The organism is Virgisporangium aliadipatigenens, from assembly GCF_016863615.1.
GTDB lineage: Bacteria > Actinomycetota > Actinomycetes > Mycobacteriales > Micromonosporaceae > Virgisporangium > Virgisporangium aliadipatigenens.
Map to the genome: position 1 here is coordinate 200,344 of NZ_BOPF01000004.1, position 26,130 is coordinate 226,473.

Below are 26,130 nucleotides of genomic sequence, written 5' to 3' on the forward strand. Positions count from 1 at the left end.
ACCCCGGCGCAAGGGCTCACAAACGAATTTGACCGTCGCCGGTAACCACATACTTACTTGACGTCAGCTCGGGAAGCCCCATCGGTCCGCGCGCGTGCAGCTTCTGCGTCGAGATTCCGATTTCCGCGCCGAATCCGAATTCCTCGCCGTCGGTGAAGCGCGTCGAGGCGTTGACCATCACCGCCGCCGCGTCCACCCGCGCCACGAACTCCCGCGCCGCCGCCTGCGACCCGGTCACGATCGCCTCCGTGTGCCCCGACCCGTACCGGCCGATGTGGGCCACGGCCGCGTCGAGCGACTCCACGACCGCCGCCGACAGGTCCAGGGACAGGTACTCCGCGGCGTAGTCGTCGTCGTTCGCCTCTTCCACGGGAACGCCCACAGCCTGCCCGGCCCGCACCGTGCGCGCGTCGCCGTGGACCGTCACGCCGGCGTCGCGCAGGGCCGGCAGGGCGAGCGCGAGGAATTCGTCGGCCACGTCGGCGTGCACCAGCACGGACTCGGCGGCGTTGCAGACCGAGGGGCGGTGCGTCTTGGCGTTCAACAGAATGGCAAGCGCGGTCGGCAGGTCCGCGGCCGCGTCCACATAGACGTGGCAGTTGCCGATCCCGGTCTCGATCACCGGCACCGACGACTCCTCGACGACCGAACGGATCAGCCCCGCCCCGCCGCGCGGGATCAGCACGTCGACCAGCCCGCGGGCGCGCATCAGCTCCTTGACGCTCTCGCGCGTGCTCGCGTCCACCAGCTGAACGGCGTCCGCCGGCAGCCCGCTCGCGGCGAGCGCCTCGCGCAGCACGGCGACGATGGCGGCGTTGGAGTGCGCGGCCGTGCCCGAACCGCGCAGCAGCACCGCGTTGCCCGACTTGAGGCAGAGCCCCGCCGCGTCGGCGGTCACGTTGGGCCGTGCCTCGTACACGATCCCGACGACGCCCATCGGCACCCGGATCTGCCGCAGCTCCAACCCGTTGGGCAGCGTGTACCCGCGCAGGACCTCGCCGACGGGGTCGGGCAGCCCGGCGACCTGCCGCAGCCCGCCCGCCATCCCGCGGATCCGCGCCTCGGTGAGCGAGAGCCGGTCGACCAGGGCGTCCGACATGCCGGCTGCGCGGCCGGCGGCGACGTCCTGAGCGTTGGCGGCCAGCACCTCGGCCGCGCGTGCCTCCAACGCGTCCGCCAGCGCCCGCAGCGCCGCGTCCTTTTCCTTACGGGAGGCGACCGCCAGCCGTGCGGCGGCGACCCGGGCGCGCTGCGCCTGCTCGATGACGGACATGTGCGTACCTCCGTTAGAGAAGAACGAGATCGTCGCGGTGGACGACCTCGCGTTCGTATCCCGGCCCCAGCTCGGCGGCGAGGTCGACCGTCGTGCGGCCGAGCAGGTCGGGGAGTTCGACGGCGTCGTAGTTGACCAGGCCGCGGGCGACGGCCCGGCCCACCTCGTCCACCAGGTCCACCGGGTCGCCGGCGGTGAAGAGCCCGTCCACGGAAACGATGCCGGCGGGCAGCAATGACGCGCGGCGGTCGACGACGGCGCGCACGGCACCGGCGTCGAGGGTCAGCCGGCCGCGCGGAGCGGTCGCGTGCGCCAGCCAGAACAGCCGCGCCGCCGGCCGCTTCTGCACGGCGTGGAACAGCGTGCCGACCTCCTCGCCGGCGAGCGCGCGGGCGGCCTGCGGCGCGGCCGTCAGCACGACCGGGATGCCGGAGTGCGCCGCGATCCGCGCGGCCTCGACCTTCGTCACCATGCCACCGGTGCCGACACCCGCGCGCCCCGCCCGTCCGACGGAGACACCGGCGAGGTCGGCCTCGAAGTCGCGCACCTCGTCGACCCTCGTGACGCCCGGTGCCGCCGGATTGCCGGTGTAGAGACCGTCCACATCGGACAGCAGTACCAGCAGGTCGGCGTGCACGAGCGCGGCCACGAGGGCGGCGAGGCGGTCGTTGTCGCCGAAGCGGATCTCCTCGGTGGCGACCGTGTCGTTCTCGTTGACGATCGGGACGGCGCCGAGGTCGAGCAGGCGCCGCAGCGTCCGGTACGCGTTGCGGTAGTGCGCCCGTCGGGTCACGTCGTCGACGGTCAGCAGCACCTGCCCGACGACCCGCTCGAAGCGGCCGAACGACTCGGTGTACGCCCGCATCAGCAGACCCTGACCGACGCTCGCCGCGGCCTGCTGCGTCGCGAGGTCGCGTGGGCGGCGGGCCAGGCCGAGCGGTGCCAGCCCCGCGGCGATCGCGCCGGAGGAGACGAGCACGACCTCGGGCGGCGACGGTCGCCCACCGGAGAGCGCGTCGACCAGCGCGTCGACCCGCGCCCGGTCGAGTCCTCCGGCGGCTGTGGTCAGCGAGGAGGACCCCACCTTGACCACGATCCGGCGTGCCGTTGTCACCTGTGCCCGCACGCCGCCCATTCTGGCCGGTCCGCCGCCCAAAGCACGCATCGGTTCCCAGTCCTCGGGTGGCGCCCGCCCGAGGTGTGTCGCCCGCCTCACCGGCGCCGCCTGCCCACCGGCACGGAAGCCTTGACGCGGCGCTGGGTGCCGGCCGGCGGGCGGAGGCCGTCGACGACGATGGTCAGCGTCCGGAGGCGTACCCGCGTCGCCGTGCCGGCGTGGCGCATCGCGTGGACCAGCCCGAACATCGAGGACACGAGGTCCGGGACGCTGACGTCCGGGCGCACCTGGCCGGAGCGCTGCGCCCGTTCGAGGAGCTGCGCCATGGCGATGTGCAGCGGGTTGTCGGGACGGGTGGCGGCGGCCTCCGCGTCCAGGCCCGCCCGGGCGAGCGCGTCGGTGAACACCCGGTCGCGTGGGCTCTCGCCGAGCAGCCCCGCGAAGAAGTCGAAGAACGCCCGTCCCGCGTCCGACTCGCGGGCCAGGTCGTCGGCCCGGTCCACGAGGCGCTGCATGCGACCCGCGAACACCGCGTCCAGCAGGGCGTCCTTGGTGGCGAAGTGCCGGTACAGGGTGCCGATGCCGACGCCGGCGAGCCGGGCGACCTCGTCGGTCGACGCGTCGAGGCCCTTCGCGGCGAACACCGACTCGGCGGCGACGAGTATGCGGATCCGGTTGCGCAGCGCGTCGGAACGGAGGGAACGCTCGCTGCCGGGCACGGCCGATGGTGACGTCATTGTCTCTTCAGCGCCTTTTTCTATGTGAACGTGCGGATGTGGTGGTGCCCGTCCACGGCACGACGAACGTGGTGATCGCCGGTGCGGTGGGCGGCCTATGCTGTGCCGGCCATGGAGTACGTCGAGTCGGTACTGACGGTGGTGGAACGGATCCCACCGGGACGCGTCATGACCTACGGAGCCATCGCCGAGTACCTCGGGCGCGGCGGCCCCCGTCAGGTCGGCACGGTGATGGCCAGATACGGCGGTGGCGTGCCATGGCATCGGGTGGTCGCCGCCAACGGTCGAGTGGTGCCGGGCCACGAAGAAGAGGCATTGCAACGTCTGCGCTCGGAAGGCACCCCGCTTCGGGGGGACCGGGTGGACGTTCACCTCGCGGAATGGTGGCCGGACTAGTTTCCGGGCCGGAAGGCCTGGGCCCGGGGTGGAGCTGAGGCACCTGGTGGCTGAGCAGTCGGTCGGGGAGCCTGATCCGGCTGACCGGTCAGGGGTCTGTGGACAGGGACGGGTGCCGCGCGCCGGTGGTCGTCTCGGGCGTCGTGCGGTGCGACGGCCGCCGGGCGCGCGGGGTGGTCGTCGTGGGCGCGGGCGGTGTACGGGATGCGGGCAGTAGATTGACGGCATGGCGGGACTTCCCGGAGTGCTCGGAGAGCCGATCCGTTTCGTGCTGAACTGGGGTCGCCGGTACTCCCTCTGGGTCTTCAACTTCGGTCTGGCGTGCTGTGCGATCGAGTTCATCGCGGCCTCGATGGGGCGCCACGACTTCATGCGGCTCGGGGTGATCCCCTTCGCCCACGGCCCCCGGCAGGCCGACCTGATGGTCGTGTCCGGAACGGTCACCGACAAGATGGCGCCGGCGATCAAGCGGTTGTACGACCAGATGCCCGAGCCCAAGTACGTCATCTCCTTCGGAGCGTGTTCGAACTCAGGAGGCCCCTACTGGGACTCCTATTCCGTCACCAAAGGCGTCGACCAACTGATCCCGGTCGACGTGTATGTGCCCGGCTGTCCCCCACGGCCGGAAGCGTTGTTGCACGGAATCCTTCGTCTTCAGGAAAAGATCGCCGCTGAGCAGTCCGGGATCGGCGGTGTCGAACGGCCCGACCCGCGGCACCCGGAAGGGATGTGAGACGAGAGTGCTCGGTGGGCTCGTAGGGGGTCAACTCTCATTTCGAGCCTGTGGATAACGGGGTGGCCCCCGAATGTCGCACCCCTGGATTACCGTTCCCCGGGTGACCAGTGATCAGCGGGCCGAGCGCATCGTCGAGGTGCTGACGGCCGAATTCGGTGAGCTCATGGCGCTCGACCCGGGCGCGTTCCGGCGCAAGTTCCGCAAGATGGCGGCGTCGCCGTTCGCGTTCTACCGGGGCAGCGCGTGCCTGTTCTACTCCGATGTCGACGGGACCGAGGACCCGTTCCTCGACGAGCGCACCAGTCGGGTCTGGATCCACGGCGACCTGCACGCCGAAAACTTCGGCACCTACATGAATTCCGAAGGTGTGCTCGTCTTCAACGTCAACGACTTCGACGAGGCCTACGTCGGGCCGTTCACCTGGGACCTGAAGCGCTTCGCCGCCAGCATCGCGCTGATCGGCTACGCGAAGGCGCTCTCCGACGACGTGATCAGCGACCTGGTCGGCACCTACGCGCGCACCTACCTGTCCGAGCTGCAGGCGGTCGTGCGCGGCGGCGAGGAGGCGATCGGTTCGCTGACCCTGGACAACACCGACGGGGTGATCCACCAGGTCCTCCAGCAGAGCCGGCTGCACACCCGCGCCGCGATGCTGGACGAGCAGACCACGATCGAGGACTACGAGCGCAAGTTCCAGGTGCGCGACGGGGTGTACGAGGTCGACGCGGAGACGCACGAGCGGGTCTGTGCGGCGTTCCAGGACTACCTGGGCACGCTGCCGCCGGACCGGCTGGACCGGCCGCAGGAGTTCAACGTCAAGGACGTCGTGCTGCGCAAGGGCGTGGGCATCGGCTCGGCCGGGCTGCCCTCGTACAACCTGCTGCTGGAGGGGCACACCCAGGCACTGGAGAACGACATCATCGTCTACATGAAGCAGGCGCAGGTCCCGGCCGTGTCGCGCTTCGTGCAGGACGAGCGGGTCCGGTCGTACTTCCGACACCAGGGGCACCGCACCGCCGAGTCGCAGCGCGCGCTCCAGGCGTACGCCGACCAGTGGCTGGGCTACACCGAGCTGGGTGGTGTCGGCCAGCTCGTCGCCGAGGTCTCGCCCTACGCCGCCGACCTCGACTGGTCCGACGTCAACGAGCCGGAGGAGCTTTCCGAGGTGGTGCGCTACCTCGGGCTCGCCACCGCGCGGATGCACTCGGTCGCCGACGACGAGTCCGAGCACAACCTGGTCAACTACTCCACGGAGGAGGCCATCGTGCGGCGGGTCGACAAGGACGCCGCCGGATTCGAGCGGATGCTGGTCGAGTTCGCGCACGAGTACGGGGCGCAGGCGCGCGAGGATCACCAGACCTTCGTGGACCTGTTCCGCAACGGCCGGCTGCCGGGGCTCTGAGCCGGTCCGCCGGTCCGTACGATTTGCGTCATGACGCCGGAGGAGATCGGGAGCCGGTTCGCCGCACTGCTGGCGGACGGCTCCGACGTGGTGACCACGGTCTCCGGCGGCTCGCAGTGGGCGCGGGCGACGATCGACGTTCCCCCGGGTAGGTGGCGGGACGCGGCCGTCGCCGGGCGGGACGACGGCGAGCTGCGACTCGACTTCTTCGACTGGCTCTCCGCGGTCGACGAGGAGGCCGAGGGATTCACCGTCGTGGCCCACGTGTGGTCGAGCGCCGCGCGGCACGGGGTGCTGCTGCGGACCCGGATCACCGATCGGGCGGCGCCGGCGATCGAGTCCGTCGTGGACGTCTACCCCGGCGCGGCGTGGCACGAGCGGGAGACGCACGAGATGTTCGGGATCGACTTTCCCGGCCATCCCGGGATGGCGCCGCTGCTGCTGCCGGAGGAGTTCGAGGGGCATCCGCTCCGCAAAGAGTTCGTGCTGGCGACGCGGGTGGCCAAGCCGTGGCCGGGGGCCAAGGAGCCCGGCGAGAGCGGCGCCGGGCCGGCCAAGCGTCAGCCGATGCGTCCGCCCGGCGTGCCGGATCCCAACGAGTGGGGGCCGCTGAAGGGGCAGGTACCGGCGGCGCCGGCCCGTCCGGCTCGAGGGGCGCGCGCGGGAGCGCCCGCCGCACGGGGTCCCGCGGCGCGGCCGGCACGGGACGGGGCTACCGGCGCCGCGCCGGAGCCGGCCGGGGGTGAGGGTGCCGTCGAGCGTCCGGTCCGTCCGGTCCGGCGGGAGGTGCCGCCGGGCGAGGGCGCCGGTGGGGCTGCTGCTGAGCGGGCCGGGCGCGAGGGTGCCGTCGAGCGGCCGGTCCGTCCGGCGCGGGCCGACAGGGCGCCGCGCGGGGATGCCGCTCCGGCCGCGGGCGAGCCGGAGAAGGCGCCGACGGCGGACGGCGCGCCGGTGCCGACGGAGGCCGCTGCCGCGGCGACGATGGCGTCTGTCGCACCGGCGGAGGTTCCGGCCGTGCCCACCGACGCGGAGCCCGCGCCTGCGGACGCTCCGGGCCGGACGGCAGCGCCGGCCCCGGACGGCGAGAATGCGGCGGCCGGACCCAGGGGCGATGCGTCAGCGGCGCGTTCGACCGGCGCCGGCGGGTCTACGGTGGCGGGCGGCGAAGCCGGGCCCGAGGACCGGGCGCGGCTCGTCGGGGACTCCGGCGGCGACGCCGAAACGGGACCCGCCGGCGACGGTGCGGGTCGGACGGCGTCGGCCGGCGGCGAAGGCGATCCCGACCACGACGCCGAGGCCGTGCGCGATGATGCGGCGCGCCCCGGTTCCGGTCGGGCGGCAGGGTCGGTGGCATCAGGCGATGGGCCGGCGGCAGCGGGCGGGGGCGGCTCGGCCGCGGCGGACGGAGTTCGGCCGGCGGACGGGACGCGCGATGCCGAGGGCGAGGGGGAGTAGGCGTGCCGGTCTGGGTGGAGCTGGTCCTGCGCGTTCTCGCCGTCGTGGCGGCGTTCCTCACGCTGCCGTTGCTGATCGGGCAGACCGAGCACAAGGTGATGGCCCACATGCAGGGCCGCCTCGGGCCGATGTACGCGGGCGCGTTCCACGGGTGGGCACAGCTGATCGCCGATGGTGTGAAGTTCGTGCAGAAGGAGGACGTGACGCCGCGCGAGGCGGACCGGCCGGTGTTCCGGCTGGCGCCGGTGGTGGCGCTGCTGCCGTACCTCGTCGTGCTGCTGGTCATCCCGCTCGGGCCGAGCGGGCTCGTCGCGCAGCCGCTGGACATCGGGCTGTTCTTCGTGCTGTCGGTCGTCGGCGTGGGCGTCGTGTCGGTGCTGATGGCGGCGTGGGCATCGGCCAACAAGTACGCGCTGCTCGGCGGGTTGCGGGCGGCCGCGCAGCTGCTGGGCTACGAGCTGCCGTTCGTCCTGGCGGCGGCGAGCGTGGCGATGGCCGCGGGGACGCTCAGCCTGCCGGGCATCGTCGAGGCGTGGCGGCCCTGGTGGCTGCTGTGGCAGTTCCCGGCGATGGTGATCTTTTTCGTGGCGGGGCTGGCGGAGATCCGGCGGCCGCCGTTCGACATGCCGATCGCCGACTCCGAACTGGTCTTCGGCTACATGACGGAGTACACCGGGCTGCGGTTCGCCTTCTTCGTGCTCGCCGAGTACGTGGGCATCCTGGTGATCGGCGCGCTGACGACGGTGCTGTTCCTGGGCGGGTGGAAGGGGCCGTTCGGGCTCGACGCCGAGCTGGGTTGGCTGTGGACGCTGATCAAGGTGGCCGCGGTGTCGTTCGTGATCATCTGGTTCCGGGTGGCGTATCCACGGCTGCGCGAGGATCAGCTCCAACGGTTGTGCTGGCTGGTGCTCGTGCCCCTGGCACTGGCCCAGCTGGTGCTGACGGTCGCGGTGAAGGTGGCATTGTGAGTGAGTTCCCCGGAAAAGGGCTGGCCAAGGGTCTGGCCGTGACCCTCAAGACGATGACCAAGCGGTCGACCACCCGGCAGTATCCGGACACCCCGCCCGACCTGCCGCCGCGCTCGCGCGGCGTCATCGCCCTCGTCGAGGAGAACTGCACCGTCTGCATGCTCTGCGCCCGCGAGTGCCCGGACTGGTGCATCTACATCGACTCCCACAAGGAGGAGGTGCAGGTCCCCGGCGCGGCGCGGGCCCGTCAGCGCAACGTCCTCGACCAGTTCGACATCGACTTCTCGCTCTGCATGTACTGCGGGATCTGCATCGAGGTGTGCCCGTTCGACGCGCTGTACTGGAGCCCGGAGTTCGAGTACGCGGAGTACGACATCCGGGACCTGCTGCACGACAAGGAACGCCTCGGCGACTGGGTGGAGACCGTCCCGCCGCCGCCGGCCCACGACACCAACGGTGAGCCCGCCAAGGAGGAGACCGCCGCCCGCAAGACGCAACTGGCAGGATGACGCGCATGACCACGGCCGATCTTCTGCTCGTCGCGCTCGGCGCGGTGGCGGTCGGCGCGGGCGTTCTGGTGGTGAGCACCAGGCACATCGTGCGCGCCGGCCTCTGGCTGGTGGTCAACCTGCTGGCCGTCGCCGGGTGCTACCTCGTCCTCGCCGCCGAACTCGTGGCCTGGGTGCAGGTGCTCCTCTACGTCGGGGCCGTGGTGGTGCTGCTGCTGTTCGCCGTGATGCTGACCCGCGCCCCGATCGGCGCCAGCGACGATCTCGACCGACCACGCTGGCCGGGCGCGTTGATCGGCGGCGGCGCCGGTCTCGGCCTGGCCGCGCTGTTCGTGAGCGGATACCGGTGGAGCCGCGTGGACCTGCCTTCGCCCGGCACGGCGACCGCTCTGGGCGAGCAGATCTTCACGGCGTGGGTGCTGCCGTTCGAGGTGGTGGGTGTGCTGCTGCTCGCCGCCCTGATCGGCGCGATCGTGGTCAGCCGGCCGGACATCGGGAGTCGCTGATGCACCCGGTGATCCCCTACGTCATCGCGGCCGCGCTCGTGGGGCTGGGCGCGTACGGCGTTCTGGTGCGGCGCAACGCGATCCTGCTGCTCATGGCCGTCGAACTCATCCTCGGCGGGGTCAACCTCGTCCTGGTCACCGCCGACGCCACCGTGCGCGCCGTGCTGCCGGCCGGCGGGCAGGTGTTCGCGCTGTTCGTGATCGTGCTGGCCGCCGCCGAGATCGGTGTCGCGCTGGCGCTGGTCCTGCAGCTCTACCGGTTGCGGCGCGCCGTGGCCGTCGACGAGATCCCGCTGGAGCGTGAGCCGTGACGGCGCTGCTGGCTTCGCTGCCGCTGATCCCGTTCGGTGCGGCGCTGGTCGGGTTGTTGCTGCGCGGTCGACGTCTTCCGGCGGCGCTCGCGGTGGTCTCGGCCGCCGCGACCCTCGTCGTCGCGCTCTCTCTCCTTTCGCTGGAACGGCTTGAGCGCACCGCCGTCGTCGCCGACTTCGTGGACATCGAGGTGACGGCCGGGGTGCGAGCCACCACGGCCACGGTGTGGGTCGCGGTGACCGTGGCGGTCGTGGCGCTGGCGGTGCAGTTGTACTCCGTCGCCTACCTCCACGACGACGAACGCTATGCGCCCTACGCGGCGCAGGTCTCCCTGTTCACGGCGGCGATGCTGCTGGTCGTGGTGTCGGCCGACCTCGTGCAGCTGCTGGTCGGCTGGGAGGTCATGGGCATCTGCTCGTACCTGCTGATCGGCCACGACCGCCGGCTGCCCGAGGCGCCGCGGGCGGCCGTCAAGGCGTTCCTGGTGACGCGGGTCGGCGACGTGGGGTTCCTGCTGGGCATCGCGCTGCTCGGGGTGCGGGTCGGGTCGTTCCGGATCGACACCGTGCTGGCCGCTGACCTGCCGGCCGGCACGCGGCTGACCGTCTGCCTGCTGCTGCTCGCCGGGGTCGCCGGCAAGAGCGCGCAGTTCCCCCTGCACACCTGGCTGCCGGACGCGATGGCTGGCCCCACGCCGATCTCGGCGCTGATCCACGCCGCCACGATGGTGGCCGCGGGCGTCTACGTGGTCGCGGTGCTGTATCCGCTCTTCGCCGCCACGCCGGTCGCGCTGACGGTGCTCGGGATCATGGCCGTGGTCACCATGCTCCTGGGAGCGCTGGCCGCCACCGCCCAGGCCGACATGAAGCGGGTGCTGGCCTGGTCGACCGTGAGCCAGCTCGGGTACATGACGGGTGCGCTGGCCGTCGGGGTGCCGTCGGCGGCGCTGTTCCACCTGCTGACGCACGCGGCGTTCAAGGCGCTGCTGTTCCTCGCCGCCGGGGCCGTGATCCACGCGATCGGGAGCAATCTCATCGCCGATGCCGGTGGGCTGCGGCGGTCGATGCCGGTGACCTTCGTGGTGACGACCATCGGGTTGGCGGCGCTGGTGGGGGTGCCGCCGTTCGCCGGGTTCTGGAGCAAGGAAGCGGTACTGGCGGCGGCGCTGCACGAGGGCAGCGGGATCGCGTGGGTCGTCTACGGGGTCGGCGTCGTCACCGTCGCGGTCACCGGCTGGTACGCCACGCGGCTGTGGCTGGGGCTCTTCTTCGGCCCGCCCCGCGCGTCGTCCCCGCACGAGCCGCCGGCGCTGATGCGCGGGCCGGTCGTGGTCCTCGCGGTGCCCGCGGCGCTGCTCGGCTTCGTGGCCCTCGCCCCCGACTTCTCCGCGCGGCTCGGCGCGCTCTCCACCACCGGCCCGTCCCCGGAACTCGGGCACCTGGACGCCGCCGTGCTGGTGCCGCTGCTGGCCTCGGCGTTCGGGGTGGCGCTGGCGTGGCTGATGTGGCGGCGCGACCCGGCCGCCGACCCGGCCGCGCGGCTGCCCGGGCGGGGCTCGTTCGCGTCGGCCTTCTACCTGGACGCGGTGCAGGACGCGCTGGTCACCCGGCCGGTGCTGGCGGTCTCCGCGGCGGTGCTGCGGGCGGACGAGTCGGGGGTCGGCGGAGCCGTGCGCGGGATCGGGCGGGGGAGTCGCGGCGCCGGCGGGCGGCTCGCCCTGCTGCACCGGGCGCCGATGCCGCGGGCGGCCACGGCGGCGCTGGCCGGGGCGCTGGTGCTGGGGGTCGGTGCGGTGGTGTTGAGGGCGGTGCTGTGAACGCGCGGGCGGAGCGGGCTTCGGCGGGCCTCGATCAGAGTTTCGGCGTCCGGGCGGAGCGTGCGTCGGGCGTATGGCTGCGGGTGGCCGCGCTGCGGGAAGGCTGGCGCTCGGTGGCTCGGGTTCCGGCGGGCACTGGCCGGGGTGTCGGCTTCCGTGGGGCGGCGGGTGCGTCGGTGGTGGGCCTGCCGACGGCCCCGCTTCGGGCGGGTCCGGTCGGGGCGGGGCGTTCTCGCGTGGTGTCGTGCGGTGAGTGGGGTGCGGCGTGAGTGCTCTGCTGGTGGTCCTGCTCGTCGTGCCGGCCGTCGGGGCGGTCACTGCGGCCCTCGTCCGGCATGACCTCGCCGGGCGGATCGCCGGGACGGTGGCGGCGGCGGTGGCGTTCCTCGCGACGCTGCCGCTGCCGATCGGGCGTGGGACGCGTGTCGACACCGGGCCGGCGCTGGTGCCGTGGCACCAGGTGGACGTCGCCTGGGTGCCCAGCCTCGACCTGCGGTTCCACCTCGGCGTCGACGGCATCTCGTACCCGCTGGTGGTGCTCACCGCCCTGCTGACGCTGCTGTGCTGCGGCTACACGCTCTGGCGGGTCCCCGATCCGGGTCGCGGCCGGTTGCTCGTCGCACTACTACTGATCATCGAGGTGGGCATCCTCGGCGTTTTCCTCGCCCTGGATCTCATCCTCTTCTTCGTTTTCTTCGAACTCGTGCTCCTACCGATGTACGCCGTCATCGCCGGCTGGGGCGGGCCGGGGCGTCGGCGGGCGGCCCGGATGTTCGTGCTGTACACGCTGCTCGGATCGGTGCTCCTGCTGGTGGGCCTGGTGACGGTGGTCGGCGCCGCCGGTACCGCCGACCTGGTGCAGCTGACCGGCACGCGGCTCGGCACCGGAACGCAGTACGCGGCGTTCGTGCTGTTGGCGATCGGGTTCGCCGTCAAGAGTCCACTGTGGCCACTGCACACCTGGCTGCCGGACGCGCACACCGAGGCGCCCACGGTGGGTTCGGTGATCCTGGCGGGCGTTCTGCTCAAGATGGGCACCTACGGGCTGCTGCGGGTCGCCGTCGGCGTCGCGCCGGATGCCGCGCAGGGCGCCGCGCCGGTCCTGGGCGGGTTCGCCGCGGCGGCGATCATCGTCGGTGGACTCGTGTGCCTCGCGCAGAACGAGGTGAAGCGGCTCATCGCCTACTCGTCCGTGGGGCACATGGGGTTCGTGCTGCTCGGGATCGCCACGTTGCAGCCCGTCGGGTTCCAGGCGGCGCTCGTCGGCAACGTCGCCCACGGACTCATCACCGGCCTGCTGTTCTTCCTCGCGGGGGCCGTCAAGGATCGCGCCCACACCGGCGAACTGGCCAAGCTCGGCGGCCTGCGGGAAACCGCACCCGGGCTGTCCGGCCTGCTCGGCTTCGCCGCCGTGGCCTCGCTCGGGCTGCCGGGGCTGGCCGGGTTCTGGGGTGAGGCGTTCGCGATCGTGGCGGCGCTGCGCACCGGCGGCGCCTACTGGAACGTCCTCGGCGTCGTGGCGGCGTTCGGCGCGGCGCTGGCGGCCGCCTACCTGCTGCGGCTGCTGCGCCGGACCACGCACGGGCCCGCCTCGCCGGCTGTGCTGGCACTGGACGGCCCCCGGCTGTCCGCCGCCGAACTGGTGGCCTGGGCGCCGCTGGTGCTCTTGATCGTGGCGTTGGGCCTGCTGCCGGCGCTCGTGCTGGGGCCGGGTGCGGCTGCCGTCGACGCACTGCACGGGGTGGTGGGCCGATGAACACTGGGTCCGGGCGTCGGCCGACGGCGGGTGGTGGGTCGTGATCGATCACGTGGCACTTCTCCCCGCGTACCTCGCCGCGGGAACGGCCGTCCTGGTGCTGGTCGCCGATCTGCTGAAGCCGGTGCCGCCGGCGGTGCGGGAAACGCCGCGTCGGGTGACCGTACGGGGCGGCGTGCTCGCCGGAGTCGGCGCCGCCACGGGTACGGGCCGGGCGCTGCCGTCGCAGTCCACTGTGGACGCCGCTCCGTCCGACGCCGCTCCGTCCGACGCCGCTCCGTCCGATGGGTCGGCCGGTGGGCGTTCGGCCGGCCCGGCTGCGGATGCCGGCGGGGTCGCCCTTTTCTGGCGGCGCCTGCCGTTGATCGTGGGAGCGGTGGGTGCGCTCGCCGTGGCCGTCAGCGCCGCCTGGCTGGGTCTGGGGCTCGACGGGCGGGTGCGGACGGCGTTCTGCGGCGGCGCGGAGGCTCCGGACTGCTCGTTCGCGGTGGATGCCCGCGCGACCACCCTCATGGCGGCCTTCGGGCTGATCACCCTTGCCGTGCTGGCGCTGTCGGCGGGGGTCGACGCGCCGCCGGGGGAGTACGCGTTCCTGTTGGTGGCGTCGATGACCGGCGGGGTGGTGCTGGCCGGCGCGGCCGACCTGATCACGCTCATCGTCGCGCTGGAGACGTTGACGCTGCCGCTGTACGTGCTGGTCGGCCTGCGCCGCAGACCGGAGCGGGCGGTCGAGTCCGGTCAGGCCGCGGTGACGTTCCTCGTGGTGAGCGTGATCTCCACGGCGATCAGCCTGCTCGGGGCCGCCCTCGTGTACGCCGCCACCGGTGCGATCCACTTCGGGGCCGTTCGCATGGTCTCGAACGCCGTCGTCGACCCGGCGCTGCGGCCGATCGCCACGGCCGGCACGGTGCTGCTGCTGGCCGGGCTGGCGTTCAAGGTGGCGGCGGTGCCGCTGCACGCCTGGGCGCCGACGACGTACGACGGCGCACCGCTGCCGGTCGCCGCGTACCTGTCGACCGCGTCGAAGTTCGGCGGGGTGATCGCGATCGGGTACGTCGTCACGAAGGCGTTGCCGGCCGCCACCGACGTCACCGGGCCGACGCTGGCCGTCCTGGCGGTCCTCACGATGACCGTGGGCAACCTGGTGGCGTTGCGCCAGACCAGGATGGTGCGCCTGCTCGCCTGGTCGTCGATCGCGCAGGCCGGCTACATCGTCGCGGCGCTGGCCGTCCCCGGTGGGCTGGCCGTCGCGTTCGGCTACACGGTGTTCTTCGTTCTTCTGGAGCTTGCGGCGTTCGGCGGAATAATCGGAACCCGCGGACCCGGCGCGGACGGCGGAAACCTGGACGACTACGCGGGTCTGGTCCGTCGGGCACCGGCCCGCGCGGTCGTGATCGGGCTCGCGCTCGCCGGGCTGGCCGGGCTGCCACCGGGGATCGCCGGCCTGTTCGCCAAGGTCGCCGTCGTGCGGGTGCTGGTCGACGGCGACGCGACGTGGCTGGCGGTGGTCGTCGCGATCAACGCCGTCATCGGCCTGGCGTACTACGTGCGCGCGGCGCGGATCCTCTTCACCGGCCCGTCCGGCGGCCGCCTGGAACGTCCATCGTGGACGGTGGCGGCCGCGCTGACGCTGCTCACGGCCGCCGGTCTCGTGGCCGGGTTCGCGCCACAGTTGGTGTTCGACCTGGTCGTCTGGTCCTAGCGTCCCCGCGCCGGTCCTTGGTGTCGCGGGCCTGGCAGCGCAGTGGTCGATCACGCTGAAAGCGGATCGACCCGGAGCGGTCCGCCGCGGGAGCAGCGGTAGCGCACCCGACGGACCGTGGCAAAGGGATTGTTCTTTCTAACGGAGAATCCCGGCGGCCCGGGCGGCGCCGAGCCACTGCGGGAACTCCGCCATCAGCTCGTCGTACAGCCGGTCGTCGGGGATGCTGCGCGGATCCTTGCCCGCGGGGAAGAATCCGGCGTTGTCCACGACTCGCTTCGCCGGCACCGGCAGATCGTCCAGCCGCCGCAGGTAAGCGAACTCGTCGTCGCCGAACCCGATGAACTGCCAGAAGATCGGCAGCCGCGCCGCCTCGCAGAGGACCTCGGTGGTCTCCCGCTTGGAGTTCGGCGCGCCGTCGGTCTGGAACACGACGAACGCCGGCCCCGACTGCCGGGCGTGCAGCTCGATGATCGCCCGCATCGCCGACGCGTAGTCGGTGCTGCCCATCACGCCGGCGGTCGACTTGATCCGATCGATCGAACCGGCATAGTCGCTCACGGAGATGTTCACCGGTTGGCGGGCGTGCGAGTCGAAGAAGACCACCGGCACCGTGCCGTCGTCGTCGAAGTGCGCCGCCAGGGCCAGCACGCGTTCGGCCAGCCCCTGCACGGAACCGTCCTTGAAGTACCTGCTCATCGAACGCGAGTGGTCGATGACCAGGTACACGGCCGCGCGCACCCCGCCGAGCCGGTGCTTGTCGAGGCTGACCCGGGCGGTCTTGTAGAGGTTGACCAGCCCGGGCGCGGTCTCCTGAAGCTTCGTGAGATCGATCGGCACCGGGTGCTACCGGTAGTTCGTGAACTGCAGCGCGACGTCGAAGTCGGCGGCCTTCAGCAGCGCGATCACGGCCTGCAGGTCGTCCCGCTTCTTCCCGGTGACCCGAAGCTGGTCACCCTGGATCTGCGGCGTGACGCCCTTCGGCCCCTCCTCGCGGATCTTCTTGCTGATGGCCTTGGCCTTGTCCGAGTCGATGCCCTGGATGATCTTGCAGTCGAGCCGGTAGATCTTGCCCGACTGGCGCGGCTCACCGGCGTCCAGCGACTTGAGGGAGATGTTCCGCTTCACGAGCTTTTCCTTGAACACCTCGAGCGCGGCCTTCACCCGATCCTCGGTCTCGGCCTGCAGGGCCACGCCCTCCTCGCCGGACCACTTGATCTCCGCGCCCGTGCCCCGGAAGTCGAACCGGGTGGTCAACTCCTTGGCGGCCTGCTGAAGCGCGTTGTCGACCTCCTGGTGGTCGACCTTGCTGACGATGTCGAACGATGGTGCGGACGCCATGGCGGTGTGTGCTCCTGTGTCTGCGGATCCGGGGCCTGTGCTCCGCTTCGGCCGGTCGGAAGGCCGGGCGGCTCTGGCGAGGGTACCCGTTTGCGCGGGGCGGGGGGCGTACCGTTATCCTTGCTGTCGCCGCTGACCTACCGGGTTGGTGGCATGGCGGGTTGCCCGAGCGGCCAATGGGAGCGGACTGTAAATCCGTCGCGAAAGCTACAGAGGTTCGAATCCTCTACCCGCCACTTGCCGGCGAGAAGGCCCCTGACCAGGCGATATGCCTGGCGGGGGCCTTCTTCGTTGGTCTGACTGGGTCGCACCGGGGATGGGTGGGGCTCAGGGGTCGCGGCAAATGCGCGGCAAAGTTTGCTTTCCGCTCGACCGCTGCGCGCTGTCAGCCATCTCGGCCGCCAGTGCTGTCGGGCTGTCTGGTCGAAGCATGTGCCACCTGCCTTCGTCTGCGGAGCCCCGGATGCCTCTCCCGTGACTTAGCGTTCGACATCGACTGCGCAGGACAAACTTTCGGTGAAGCCTGACGGCTTCGGTCACCAGCAACTCCGCACGAAGGCCGTCAGTGATCGCAGGTACTCGCCATGTCGCGCTATCGCGGCGATGTGCGGCCACTCGCCTCCGGAGCGGCGGCATCGCGACGGCCCTTTTCCAGAAGACTCTGCTGTTTGGCGGTTTCGCTGTTAGCGAACGCCAAGACTGAGGAGACCTGCGCCCACAAGAAGCAGCAGTGCTCCTGCGATGAGGATTACTATGGTTAGGCGGTGCACGTGACAACCATCTTCTCGGATTTCGGACAGGCTTACGCCGAGAATGGTGGCCAACGCGGCAAGGGCGAGGATTAGTAACCACCACGGCATCCGCGAGCGCCTCTTCATGCGAAGTCAGACAAGCACCGGTCAATTCAGCTCAGGGCGCATCAGGTGAAAACGTGGCTGTGTTGCTGTCCACGCCATGGCGGCGCGCCAAGCTCAAGTCAAGGCGTCTTATTGCGTCAATGAGCACTTCAATTGCGATGTCCGCCGATTCGGCGGACATGGTGCGGACCGCCAATTCATCCCACGCGCGCATTATCGGTGACCACCACTGTTCTCGATGGCGAATCTCGTCGGCGAACTTTTGAAGACCATCAAGTCTTGAGGTATCAATCTTTGCGCTGGGATTGCGGTCTAAGTACTCGATCGCCAGAAGGGTAGGGTCAGAGTAGAGCGCGGCCTTTAGGTATTGAAGTCTGGCGACTCGGGCGCGGTCAGCTCTGCTGCGCTCCGCTGCCTGGCGAGCTTCCGCACTCGTGCGTATTCTTACTTCGGCTACAAGGTCCCGAAAGTATCCTTGCGAGCAACTCCGGGGCGCGCCGAATTCGGCGTTGATGGCGTCCGATGCGCTCGACGCCTCATCCGCCTCCCACCGTCCGCAAATGCTGAGAACGTTAGCGGTCAGCGTGGCTCGCACCAAACTGCCTACGTCCGTGTGCCTTGCGGATCCGCAAGAGTATCTGCCGCGAACATCGACCTCGAACCCGGCTCCTTCCGTGGCCGAAGGCGCCCGCAACGGTTCCTGAAATTGAAAATCGACGCTACGGCTGAATAGTTGAAATCTCACGAAACGGTAGTTCTGTGCGGATCGCTCGGAATGATTGACCGAATCTTCAAGCGAGTACTGAGGTCGGAGACGGGATCCCGTCCAGCGGCACGGCCAGCGTCTCGAAGCCGATCTGCCAGATTGATTATTGGTGCTATTGCGCCACGGCGGACCGCCGCTGTGCCAAGCTTGTCTATCACGCGCCAATAGGTTGAATCATCTGAGCTGCTATCGCGCACAAGAGCTGCGATTGCCTCATTGACCTCAATGTCAGAAACCAACTCGCCGAGAACGGAATCGACGGCAGACTCGTCCGCCTCAGGAGTCAACAACCACGGTACGCCATCGATTCTTGTTCCTAGTAGCGCTGCGAGCGCAAGTCGGGAAGCCGTACTGTCAGGCGAATTGTGGAACCATGTCCGACTTGTTGTCTGGAACCAATTGCTGACCTGCGTACTAGTGGCGAGATCCTTAAAAATGGCGGCGATGGTTTGCTTGACTTGCGGCGGAGTCTTGTCGAAGTCGGCGACTCTTTGTAGCCTTCGCACTGCGATGTCGCGACGATTTGTCTTGAGCATTCTCGTTGCGGACAAGACGACTACATCTTGTAGATCGATTCGAATCGCCCAGTCATATAGCAGTCGCTCGGCGCGTCGCTGCATATGGGAATCTTCGAGTGCTGCAATAAGGACCTCGGTTAGTATTCTCCTTTGATCACTTCCTGTGCAGATCCGTGCTAGGTCAGTCCTAAGAAAGTCCGCATCTTGACGTCGGCGAACGACCATTGATATCAGCTTGATGGCAATGGCCTCTTGATCGGCGCCCTCTTTAGCGATGGTTACAAGCCAACGAACTAGCGAAGACCGAACCGCCGGGTAGTTATCCCATACATACTGCACTACCGGTTCTGCAAGGTGTGGCTGTTGCAACCGCACTGATTCGTCGAAATCAGTGCACGCTTGGATCCGAGAAAGTCGTCCGCGTAGGCCAGCGCCCGACAGCGCCGTGTGAGGTTCTATCGGTCGCGCAGCTTGTCCGCCAGAATCGTTCCGAAGAACCTTTTTCAAGCTTTCCGCATCTGATTCTAATTGGCTCAGAGTGGCTTTGCCGCGGCTTGCTAGTGTGATGAGCAGGCACCTGTCATCAAACGACAGAGCCTGCACTTGAGATCCACGGCCATTGTGATCGGCTTGGGATGACGAGCCGGGTTCACTGAAGAGGGCATCCAATTCTCCGAGGTGGTCGTCTATCACGTCTTTTATGTCGTCGGCTGAGAGCTGTGCTGTCTCTCCTAGCCGTTCTTTAGCTAGCTGGTAGGCTTGCAGAATCTTCTCGACAGTAGCCATCGCTTGGATAGCATTCCGTCCAGTTATTTTTGGCTTCACTTGCTCGCCTTGCACGGCGGCGAGCAGGCTTGGCGCCTCCGACTCGATATAGCGTTCTACTATGCTTTCAGAGTCTGGTGGCGTGCTTAGATAGACGATGCCCACGTCTCGGATTTCGTTGGACCTGGCCCTCTGCCACAACTCCTCTCGAACAGTAATGATCAAACGCGACTTCATGCTCAGGTTTTGTAAAGATAGACCACTGAGCCCTGCAAGAAATGAGCTTGATGGCTTGTCGTGCTGAGGGTCGCGCAGATCGATGACCGCAGCTTGCTTAGCGCCCACTGGTATCGCCGAAACTATGGGCTCTTGCCAGTCTCCTGGATCCAATTGAACCAGCCTGGCGTCACCTGGCGCAGCTTCAGCCAATAGATGTTTTGCGAACGTCGAAGCACCGACTCCAGGTGCCGCAACAACAATTAGGACGCCGTGTTTCGCGAGTCGGTCAATGGCTGATCCCCAGGGCTTCGACCATTCCGGCCCTTGTACGAAAAACTTGTCTTCTTTAATGCTCTGCCTGTCGAGCGAGGTTCCATTTAGCCAATTGGACCGCAGCGCGGGATTTTTGCTGGGCAGCCTGTCGATGGGAACGTCGGCTAATCCGTCGAGCAGCCGCTCTAGATCCTCGATTCGGGAGATCCAGATTCGATGGGGATGCCATGCATCCATCGAGTTGTACCTGCCACTTAGGACACCAATAACCGCATGGTCCAGCTCACGAAGGACTGGGCATCCGCTCATCCCGAGTGCCACACCTGACGCTTCGGCTCTTGCTAGTAGCAAACCTGTCGACTTCTCGGCTGGGCCCTCCCACCGGCCATTCGAGGGGAGGTAGCCGTACTCAGACTCCGTTGTGCCATCAGGGATTCGACCGAACCCTAGTAGGGCAAGCTTTGTATCAGCCGGCTGCATGTCAGAGTATGCGAGGTAAGGCGCACTTCCCGCGAGCGATTGCTCTGATCTGAGAACAGCGAGGTCATGCATTTCGTCGGTAGCGACAACGACTGCTTGAAACCTTTCCCCGCCCGCTCCGTGCATGGGTTCGACCCAGACTTTCGACGTATCGTGGTTCCAGGTTGCGTCCTTAATGACGTGATGGGCAGTTACTAGAATACCGTTGGCGACTTGAAAACATGTGCCGATCGGCCTAAGGTCGTCACCGACGACTCTGCCCAGGAACAGCAAGCGATTAGTTCCTTGGAATATATCTGTCATTGCTCGTCCTGTCCGCTCGCCGGAGCTGTGGTGCTGTCGACCGTGTCGCTGTCATTGCTCGGCGTTGCACCGAAGACGATCTTTACAACGAGCGATGCTTCGGCAGACGCGCTAGCTACAATTATCGTTCCTTGTGTGGCAAATTTTAGGCCGAATTGAATCTCTAGCTGATCTGGCTTCCCCGCTCGGGAGCAAATGCGGCGGCCGGTTTCTAGTGCGGAGATAGCCATTTCCTCAATTACAGTCTGTGCATCGGCGAACATGTCGGACGCTCGCTCAGTTCGCCGGTTGCGTCCAGAGGTTGGTTCTGTGCCTCCGATGGAAGTGGTTTCGACAAGCACCGATACACCGTTTAGATCAACGGGAAGTAGCATTGCCGCATCACCCCTGTCGGATTTGTTCCGCTAAGCCTGTGCCCGCCGCACTTGCCGTGCCGCTAAAGGATCGCTGTAACTGTTTGATCACCGGGCGTTACGTCGGATAGGTGACATTGACCTTGCGCTATGTAGATCAAAGGCGTGCCCTTCTGCTTCGGGTTGGCCGCGCCACGCCGTGTATGCCAAGTGATCTTGCGTTCTGGTCAAGCGCTGCATCGTGGCTTCACGAACCGTTATGGACCTTGAAAGTGCGGGCCTTTGTCCTTCGAAAACAGCGCACGTAGCCCGTCCACTTGCGAGAACGCAGATGAACGGGCTACCTGGCAACTGCTAAGCTTCGGCTAGGGAGTCAATGGTTTAACCGCTCAGCCGGGCTGTCGGCTAGGACGATTGCGGTGGTCGATCGGTGTCACCGAGAACGGTTGCAGGACAGCCTCAATCCGTTTCATTGCCTCTTCCTGCTGGCCGTCGATGCACTTTGCGTACACCTTCATCAGCACGTGGACGCTGTGCCCGGCCCACTCCACGACCTGCGGAGCCGACACCCCGGCATTGAGTCAGAGCGACACTGCCGCGTGTCGCAGGTCGTACGGCCGCATCGCGAGCAGCGACCGCTGCTGAACTGGCGTCAACGCCGCTTCCCGCGCCTTGCGCCAGGCCGTGCCATAGGCGTTGTTCGTGACCGGTTGACCAGCCGTAGGCCCGTAGTACCCACCGGGGCCGCGTCGGGTGACGAACAGCCGGCCGTTCGGTCCCGATGGGTACTCCTTGATGTGGCGGTCGAGCAGCGCGCAGAGCGCCGAAGTCGCCGGAACGTCGCGCGTCGCGTTCCGCCCACGGTGCTTGAGACTCCGGTGTTCAACCGTGCCGTCACCATCGCCCCATCCGTTGCCGACCGCCACGGTGGCGCCGGTGAGGTGAAGCCATCCCCACCCGCCATCTTGCGTCGGCCGTTCGTATTCGTCCTCGCGGATGTGAAGCGCTTCCTCGGGCCGTAGAGCGGCGTAGTCATGCACCCGAAAAACGCCGTCAGTTCCGGAGTCCGTTCGTCCACAGCCGCGAGCAGCTTTCGGACCTGGGCCGGACTCGCCACCACGCGACGGTCGACCTCGTCGGTGTTCTTCGGCGCGGTCCAGCTCACCCGTTCCATCGGGTGCGACTGGAGGTGCCCCAGCTGGACCGCGTACCGGAGTACCCCACTGAACACGGCCCGCTTCCGGGCAACGGTGCTGGCTGCCGCCGCCCTACCACCTTTCAACAGCAACGCGAGGCTGTCGAGCGCCTTTCGGACCAGAGCGGCATCGGCGAGCGCGCTTAGCTTGACCGTGTTCTGCTCCGCCCACTCGACGGCCGCCGCCAGCTCGGCCGGCGGGCGTGCCGCCGACCGAGGTTGCCCGCCGGCTCGGACACAGCGTCGCCGTGCTCCTGAAGGTCGGGTGGTGGTGAAGCTGGGGGCGCGACCAATTTGAACCTAGCCGGGCACTCGGCTGGCACCGCTGTTGCCGAACTGTTGACGTCGGCACTCGCCAGGTCCGAACGCATAGGGGTGTAGTCAATGCTTGAGCCAACCGTGGTTGTGGAAGACGCGTCGACCGGCGACCCCGGCCGACCGGCGGGCACCCCGCTGGCCTACCAGGCGCCGACGGTGTACGTCATGCCGGCAGGAATGCCCGTCGCGAATGCTCCCGCGCGTAGGAAGCGACCGTGGCTCGTGCCCGTCGTTGTGGTGAGTGCCGTGGTAGTCCTGGGTGTGGTCGCTGCTGTCGGTCTGCTCGTTGTGGGATTCGGCACCGCTGGCGGCTCTGTCCTTCTGGGGCCGACCGCGGAAGACGCGAAACGTGAGTGCACTACCGCGATCGCTGCCGAGTTCCAGAGGCGTGAACGATCCGGTTCCAGCTCCTCAATCCTGGTCTCCGTCGAAGAGATCACCGTTGACGAAGCGCGCAAGATTTCGAACGGCTACGAAGTGAACGGCGTTGTCCGCTACTCGCTGACCGGTTCCTACGTCGGGACAGTCCGGCAGTCGCTGATGCTCACCTGCACCGCAACCATCGCCAATCGCCAGTTGTCCACTTCCGTCCGCAACCGGATCTGACGGGACGCCACTGCGCAAACGCCGGCCGGCATAGGTGGCCGGGAGGTAGCAACGTTCGCCGGTGTTGCCGGACGGCACATTATGGAAAGTTTCTTCTAAGCCTCCCCACCCCCCGGGGCTAACCCCAGGTCCGGTGCCGGGGCGTAGTTTGTGCAGTTAGAAGGGCATGCGTGACCAGGGCTGAAGTCCGTCGCGAAAGCTGCAGAGGTTCGAATCCTCTACCCGCCACACTCAGCAAAAGAGGCCCGTGACCAGCGCAGATGCCGGCCGCGGGCGTTTTCGTGCGTCCCCACTGAGTCCCGCTTTGACTCGCGCGATCTCGCTGGCTCGTGTCGTATGCGTGTCGAGGCCCCGCCGCCGGGCCCCGCGGCCATCGGGCCGAGGTGCCGAAGCCCGGCACCCAGGACCTCTCCGACCACGCACAGGTCCGGCCCTCGGCGCTGACCGCTTGCGGCCACCCGAGCCACCGTTGGAACAGGCGGTGAAACGCTCGCAGACGCTCAACCGTGACGACCCGAACGGAGAAGCGCATGCGAAGAATGTTCGCCGTCGCCGTGGCCGCCATCACCGTCGCCGCCGCACTGACCGCCGCGACCCCACAGGCCGCCGACGCCGCCCCGATCCCGGTCCGGATCGGTAAGCAGTCCGCGGCACCGACTCAGTGGGGCGGCTGTTTCACCTGGTGCGCGTTCCGGAACAGGGCCACAAAGAAGTGTCTCGACGACAGCTTCCGAGCCGGCCTGCGCACGTTCCCCTGCAACGGCACCGACCACCAGCGCTGGCGCTATGACTTCACCGGATATCTGGTCAATCAGAACACCGGACGGTGCATCGACGACAGCATCCAGCATGGGCTTCGGGCGTTCCCGTGCAACGGCTCGGTCTACCAGCGCTGGGTGCTCAATTTCAACAATCGCCTGCCGGCCATGACCTACATCCATTTCGGTAGCCAGTCGACCGGGCGTTTCATGGACGACAGTTTCCCGTACGGGCTTCGGGCGTTCCCGCGGAACACCTCGGATTATCAGCTGTTCTGGGCGCACTGAGGCGACCGGCGGGGCGTAGATTCCTGACGACGATCGACACGGGGGTCGGGAGGCTCGGCTTGTTCGGCAGAATCGCCCTGCACGGGATCGGTGCCGGGGTCGCCTGGGTGGTGTTCACCGTCCAGGGTCTGGTGGTTTATCTGGTGTTGCTGGCGTATGCCGTCGGGGAGGACCTCGGCACCGGCGGCCCGCTGGCCGGGCCGTTCCTGGTGCTGATCGCGGCGGTGGTCGGCGCCGTGCTGGTCCCGCTGTTGTTCGTGCCGTCGATGGCGCTCGGTGCGGCGGACCGGGGCGGTCCTGCGGGCCGGTTCGCGGTCACGGCCGGTGCGGCGGCGTTGTTCGCGGCAATTTATGTGGCGGGTGTGTCGGTGGCCACGGACGTGACGGCCGCCGACGCCGTTGTCGCGTGGCTGGTCGGACTGCTGGCGTTGCCGGGGCCGCTGGGCGCGTACGCGGTGGTGGTTTACGGCGGCCCGGCGATCTGGCGACGATTGTTGCGGCCCGAGCCACGAGCGGTCATTGATGTGGGAACGCCGTAGCGCCGGCCGATTGCGTCGGCGACGTAAGCGTGTGACCCGCGGGCCGACCGAGAAACCTCGTCGCCCTGAATTGGTGCGTGCCATTACGGTTTGCGCGTGCTGTTCGATGAACACGATGGCTGGCGGCGGTGCCCGGCCGAATTCCACGCCTGTGTCGCCTCCGGCCCGGCCGGCGACGTGATCCATGCCGCGAGCGGCTCGGCCACCCTCTGTGGCATCCCGTTGCCGGAGGTGTCATTCGGGCGCGGCACGTTCGAGCCGGGCGGCGACGCCACGTGCGATGCGTGTGCGGAAAAGGCCGCTGCGACGCCGCCGCGGAGGTCGGTCCAGGAGCGGCTGTACGACAAGGTGCTGGCGGCGGAGCCGGGAACGCTGCGGGACGAGGTGCTCGACGCCCTGCGGCGGGGTGCGTCGGTTCATCCGTGGACGATGGGGAGTTCCGCCGACTCGGTGAGACCGGAGTTGCGGCTGCACGAGGCGGTCGAGGGCGGTCCCGAGGCGGACGAGGCGCTGCGGAACGCGAGTCGGGTCGACCAGGCCGAGGTGCGGGGCGACTCGTGGCGGTTCGTAGTGGTCATGCCCCACGGGGCGCGGCCGGTGCTCGTCCGTCGCCCGCTGCGTCGTCAGGCCGGACCGGACCGCCCCGGCTGGTCCTTTGCGAACGCCCGGAAGCCGGCCGCGTTCGGGAGCGGGACCTCCGCGGATCGGGTGGAACACGCGGTCGACGGCGAGCGGACGTTGTGCGGCATACCGGTGCGCGATGTCGTTCTGTATCTGCATCACTTCGTGGCGGACCGGAGGGCGGCGTGTCCGCGCTGCGCCGCACGTGCCGCGACCAGGGACCAGCCCTCCGCCCAGGAACGCCTGCACAAGCTGATCGCCGCCGCCGAGCCGGGGCCGGCCCGCGACGACCTGGCCGCCGCGCTGACGCGAGGTGCGGAGATCACGCTGTGGCTCAGTTCCCGCGGGCCGACGCTGGCGCGGCACTACGCGGAGCTCGATGAGCTCACCGAGGGCCGCGCGGAGGTCACCGAGGCGCTCAGCGCGGGGCACGCCAGCCTCGCGCATGTGCTGCACGGTCCGTGGCGGTCCACCGTCGTTATCCGGGAGAACGGGCGACCGCTGATCGCGCGTGGCCCTACCGACGTGTGACCCGCCAGGCGCCTGCACTCGGACGCGGCAGCGAAGCGGTGCGGCCCGGGAGGCAGCGGTCGCGCCCACGACGGACCCGCGAAAATGAAAGTCTCAAGACCTGCGCGAACCGCGCATGAACTGATCCACCGCGGTCTCGACGATCCCGTCGAGCAGTTCCGGAGCCACCAGGCTGCCGTTGATCAGCGTGGCGATCCCCTGCAGCGTCGCGAAGAGCACGATCCCCACGCGCTGCGGATCTCCGGCCTCCAGGACCCCCTCGGCCTGGCCCTGCACGATCAGCTCGTGCATGAACCCGAACGGCGCGGCCGCGGCCGCCACCAGCCGCTCGGCGCCGTCGCGGTGCTTGCGGGTGAACATCAGCTCCAGCAGCGCCGCATCCCGCGTGGCGAACCGCAGATACGCCGCCGCCGTCGCGTGTAACCGCGGGCCGAAGGTCTCCGGGGTGTCGGCCACGGCCGCGCGCAGCTCCACGTCCAGCCGGGCGAACCCGGCCTCGGCCAGCGCGTCGAGCAGCGCCTGCCGGTCGGGGAAGTGTCGGCGCGGGGCGGCGTGGCTGACGCCGGCCTCGCGCGCCAGCTCGCGCAGGGAGAGCTGGTCGGCGCCGTGCTCGCGCAGGCTGCGTTCGGCGGCGGCGAGCAGGGTGGTGCGGAGATTTCCGTGGTGGTACGGGGGCACACCGAGCACTCTAGCCGACGATGTTGTCGTTGACAG

The 26,130-nt window shown here is 68.8% G+C and carries 24 protein-coding genes, 1 tRNA gene and 2 pseudogenes; 16 read left to right on the plus strand and 11 right to left on the minus strand.

The features are described 5' to 3' along the window. Positions 1 to 16: 16 nt before the first annotated feature. From Val02_RS07480 to Val02_RS07490, 3 genes are all read right to left on the minus strand, one after another. On the minus strand, positions 17 to 1,273 hold the full coding sequence (locus tag Val02_RS07480) for a glutamate-5-semialdehyde dehydrogenase (protein WP_203898177.1): 1,257 nt from the start codon (positions 1,271 to 1,273) through the stop codon (positions 17 to 19). Between the two features lie 13 nt (positions 1,274 to 1,286). Beyond that, positions 1,287 to 2,399 (minus strand): glutamate 5-kinase, encoded by a 1,113-nt coding sequence (proB, locus tag Val02_RS07485; protein WP_203898178.1) that lies wholly within the window; start codon positions 2,397 to 2,399, stop codon positions 1,287 to 1,289. Positions 2,400 to 2,485: 86 nt separating this feature from the next. After that, positions 2,486 to 3,127 carry a TetR/AcrR family transcriptional regulator gene (locus tag Val02_RS07490; RefSeq protein ID WP_203898179.1) on the minus strand — a complete coding sequence of 214 codons (642 nt, stop codon included), beginning with the start codon at positions 3,125 to 3,127 and terminating at the stop codon, positions 2,486 to 2,488. 111 nt (positions 3,128 to 3,238) lie between these two features. Here Val02_RS07490 and Val02_RS07495 point away from each other — a divergent pair, with 111 nt between their 5' ends. The 11 genes and pseudogenes from Val02_RS07495 (at position 3,239) to Val02_RS07545 (ending at position 14,685) form a co-directional block, all read left to right on the plus strand. Then, positions 3,239 to 3,523, plus strand: a complete 285-nt coding sequence (locus Val02_RS07495) for an MGMT family protein (protein ID WP_373317866.1) — start codon at positions 3,239 to 3,241, stop codon at positions 3,521 to 3,523. A gap of 226 nt (positions 3,524 to 3,749) precedes the next feature. Beyond that, positions 3,750 to 4,256 (plus strand): NADH-quinone oxidoreductase subunit B, encoded by a 507-nt coding sequence (locus Val02_RS07500; protein WP_203898180.1) that lies wholly within the window; start codon positions 3,750 to 3,752, stop codon positions 4,254 to 4,256. A 73-nt stretch (positions 4,257 to 4,329) separates the two neighbouring features. Beyond that, complete coding sequence (locus Val02_RS07505; RefSeq protein ID WP_373317867.1) at positions 4,330 to 5,661, plus strand: DUF2252 domain-containing protein; 1,332 nt, start codon at positions 4,330 to 4,332, stop codon at positions 5,659 to 5,661. A gap of 30 nt (positions 5,662 to 5,691) precedes the next feature. Further along, a pseudogene (locus tag Val02_RS48545) lies at positions 5,692 to 6,324 on the plus strand (NADH-quinone oxidoreductase subunit C); the annotation flags it as partial. Positions 6,325 to 7,118: 794 nt separating this feature from the next. Next, a complete protein-coding gene (locus Val02_RS07515; RefSeq protein ID WP_203898183.1) occupies positions 7,119 to 8,084 on the plus strand; it encodes a complex I subunit 1/NuoH family protein in 966 nt (321 codons plus the stop codon). After that, entirely contained in the window at positions 8,078 to 8,593 is a 516-nt protein-coding gene (locus Val02_RS07520; RefSeq protein WP_239152581.1) for a NuoI/complex I 23 kDa subunit family protein, read from the plus strand. Before Val02_RS07515 ends, Val02_RS07520 begins: the two co-directional genes overlap by 7 nt. A gap of 5 nt (positions 8,594 to 8,598) precedes the next feature. Further along, positions 8,599 to 9,099, plus strand: coding sequence for an NADH-quinone oxidoreductase subunit J family protein (locus Val02_RS07525; RefSeq protein ID WP_203898184.1), 501 nt, complete (start codon positions 8,599 to 8,601; stop codon positions 9,097 to 9,099). Further along, positions 9,099 to 9,410: an NADH-quinone oxidoreductase subunit NuoK gene (gene nuoK, locus Val02_RS07530; RefSeq protein ID WP_203898185.1), complete on the plus strand. Its 312-nt coding sequence runs from the start codon at positions 9,099 to 9,101 to the stop codon at positions 9,408 to 9,410. Before Val02_RS07525 ends, nuoK begins: the two co-directional genes overlap by 1 nt. Beyond that, entirely contained in the window at positions 9,407 to 11,227 is a 1,821-nt protein-coding gene (locus Val02_RS07535; protein ID WP_203898186.1) for an NADH-quinone oxidoreductase subunit 5 family protein, read from the plus strand. The genes nuoK and Val02_RS07535 overlap by 4 nt, the downstream gene beginning before the upstream one ends. 265 nt (positions 11,228 to 11,492) lie before the next feature. After that, complete coding sequence (locus Val02_RS07540) at positions 11,493 to 12,983, plus strand: complex I subunit 4 family protein (protein WP_239152523.1); 1,491 nt, start codon at positions 11,493 to 11,495, stop codon at positions 12,981 to 12,983. A 40-nt stretch (positions 12,984 to 13,023) separates the two neighbouring features. Continuing rightward, a complete protein-coding gene (locus Val02_RS07545) occupies positions 13,024 to 14,685 on the plus strand; it encodes an NADH-quinone oxidoreductase subunit N (RefSeq protein WP_239152525.1) in 1,662 nt (553 codons plus the stop codon). Between the two features lie 138 nt (positions 14,686 to 14,823). On the opposite strand, the gene Val02_RS07550 is transcribed toward Val02_RS07545, so the two are convergent. Both Val02_RS07550 and Val02_RS07555 read right to left on the minus strand, forming a co-directional pair. After that, the gene (locus tag Val02_RS07550; protein WP_203898188.1) at positions 14,824 to 15,525 is read right to left on the minus strand and encodes a VWA domain-containing protein; all 702 of its coding nucleotides are present in this window, start codon (positions 15,523 to 15,525) and stop codon (positions 14,824 to 14,826) included. Positions 15,526 to 15,531: 6 nt separating this feature from the next. Next, positions 15,532 to 16,026 carry a YajQ family cyclic di-GMP-binding protein gene (locus tag Val02_RS07555; RefSeq protein WP_203898189.1) on the minus strand — a complete coding sequence of 165 codons (495 nt, stop codon included), beginning with the start codon at positions 16,024 to 16,026 and terminating at the stop codon, positions 15,532 to 15,534. Between the two features lie 155 nt (positions 16,027 to 16,181). On the opposite strand from Val02_RS07555, the gene Val02_RS07560 reads away from it, so the two are divergent. Beyond that, a tRNA-Tyr gene (locus tag Val02_RS07560) sits at positions 16,182 to 16,262 on the plus strand. A 673-nt stretch (positions 16,263 to 16,935) separates the two neighbouring features. Here the strand turns inward: Val02_RS07560 and Val02_RS07565 are convergent. The 5 genes and pseudogenes from Val02_RS07565 to Val02_RS47175 form a co-directional block, all read right to left on the minus strand. Then, complete coding sequence (locus tag Val02_RS07565) at positions 16,936 to 17,478, minus strand: hypothetical protein (RefSeq protein ID WP_203898190.1); 543 nt, start codon at positions 17,476 to 17,478, stop codon at positions 16,936 to 16,938. Positions 17,479 to 17,624: 146 nt separating this feature from the next. Next, on the minus strand, positions 17,625 to 19,661 hold the full coding sequence (locus Val02_RS07570) for an nSTAND3 domain-containing NTPase (protein WP_239152527.1): 2,037 nt from the start codon (positions 19,659 to 19,661) through the stop codon (positions 17,625 to 17,627). A 33-nt stretch (positions 19,662 to 19,694) separates the two neighbouring features. Next, positions 19,695 to 20,207: pseudogene (locus Val02_RS48645) on the minus strand (S1 family peptidase); the annotation flags it as partial. Beyond that, on the minus strand, positions 20,204 to 20,581 hold the full coding sequence (locus tag Val02_RS07575; RefSeq protein ID WP_239152529.1) for a CU044_2847 family protein: 378 nt from the start codon (positions 20,579 to 20,581) through the stop codon (positions 20,204 to 20,206). The pseudogene Val02_RS48645 and the gene Val02_RS07575, both read right to left, overlap by 4 nt. Positions 20,582 to 21,141: 560 nt before the next feature. Continuing rightward, complete coding sequence (locus Val02_RS47175) at positions 21,142 to 21,600, minus strand: site-specific integrase (protein ID WP_239152530.1); 459 nt, start codon at positions 21,598 to 21,600, stop codon at positions 21,142 to 21,144. A 539-nt stretch (positions 21,601 to 22,139) separates the two neighbouring features. Between Val02_RS47175 and Val02_RS07585 the strand changes: the two genes are divergently transcribed. The 4 genes from Val02_RS07585 to Val02_RS07600 all read left to right on the plus strand — a co-directional run bounded on the left by Val02_RS07585 (position 22,140) and on the right by Val02_RS07600 (position 25,416). Beyond that, entirely contained in the window at positions 22,140 to 22,679 is a 540-nt protein-coding gene (locus Val02_RS07585; RefSeq protein WP_203898193.1) for a hypothetical protein, read from the plus strand. Between the two features lie 539 nt (positions 22,680 to 23,218). Next, the gene (locus tag Val02_RS07590) at positions 23,219 to 23,725 is read left to right on the plus strand and encodes an RICIN domain-containing protein (RefSeq protein WP_203898194.1); all 507 of its coding nucleotides are present in this window, start codon (positions 23,219 to 23,221) and stop codon (positions 23,723 to 23,725) included. 59 nt (positions 23,726 to 23,784) lie between these two features. Beyond that, a complete protein-coding gene (locus Val02_RS07595) occupies positions 23,785 to 24,264 on the plus strand; it encodes a hypothetical protein (protein ID WP_203898195.1) in 480 nt (159 codons plus the stop codon). A 96-nt stretch (positions 24,265 to 24,360) separates the two neighbouring features. Further along, positions 24,361 to 25,416 carry a hypothetical protein gene (locus Val02_RS07600; protein WP_203898196.1) on the plus strand — a complete coding sequence of 352 codons (1,056 nt, stop codon included), beginning with the start codon at positions 24,361 to 24,363 and terminating at the stop codon, positions 25,414 to 25,416. 93 nt (positions 25,417 to 25,509) lie between these two features. On the opposite strand, the gene Val02_RS07605 is transcribed toward Val02_RS07600, so the two are convergent. Then, entirely contained in the window at positions 25,510 to 26,094 is a 585-nt protein-coding gene (locus tag Val02_RS07605; protein ID WP_239152531.1) for a TetR/AcrR family transcriptional regulator, read from the minus strand. Positions 26,095 to 26,130 lie beyond the last annotated feature (36 nt).

Excerpts from the sequence above, each read along its gene's own strand:
- Val02_RS07590 (WP_203898194.1), top strand. The coding sequence starts at position 23,219 with ATGTTCGCCGTCGCCGTGGCCGCCATCACCGTCGCCGCCGCACTGACC.
- Val02_RS07525 (WP_203898184.1), top strand. The coding sequence starts at position 8,599 with ATGACCACGGCCGATCTTCTGCTCGTCGCGCTCGGCGCGGTGGCGGTC.
- Val02_RS07500 (WP_203898180.1), top strand. The coding sequence starts at position 3,750 with ATGGCGGGACTTCCCGGAGTGCTCGGAGAGCCGATCCGTTTCGTGCTG.
- Val02_RS07555 (WP_203898189.1), bottom strand. The coding sequence starts at position 16,026 with ATGGCGTCCGCACCATCGTTCGACATCGTCAGCAAGGTCGACCACCAG.
- Val02_RS07490 (WP_203898179.1), bottom strand. The coding sequence starts at position 3,127 with ATGACGTCACCATCGGCCGTGCCCGGCAGCGAGCGTTCCCTCCGTTCC.
- Val02_RS07495 (WP_373317866.1), top strand. The coding sequence starts at position 3,239 with ATGGAGTACGTCGAGTCGGTACTGACGGTGGTGGAACGGATCCCACCG.
- Val02_RS07575 (WP_239152529.1), bottom strand. The coding sequence starts at position 20,581 with ATGCTACTTCCCGTTGATCTAAACGGTGTATCGGTGCTTGTCGAAACC.
- Val02_RS07570 (WP_239152527.1), bottom strand. The coding sequence starts at position 19,661 with ATGGATGCATGGCATCCCCATCGAATCTGGATCTCCCGAATCGAGGAT.
- nuoK (WP_203898185.1), top strand. The coding sequence starts at position 9,099 with ATGCACCCGGTGATCCCCTACGTCATCGCGGCCGCGCTCGTGGGGCTG.
- Val02_RS07480 (WP_203898177.1), bottom strand. The coding sequence starts at position 1,273 with ATGTCCGTCATCGAGCAGGCGCAGCGCGCCCGGGTCGCCGCCGCACGG.
- Val02_RS07505 (WP_373317867.1), top strand. The coding sequence starts at position 4,330 with ATGTCGCACCCCTGGATTACCGTTCCCCGGGTGACCAGTGATCAGCGG.
- Val02_RS07585 (WP_203898193.1), top strand. The coding sequence starts at position 22,140 with ATGCTTGAGCCAACCGTGGTTGTGGAAGACGCGTCGACCGGCGACCCC.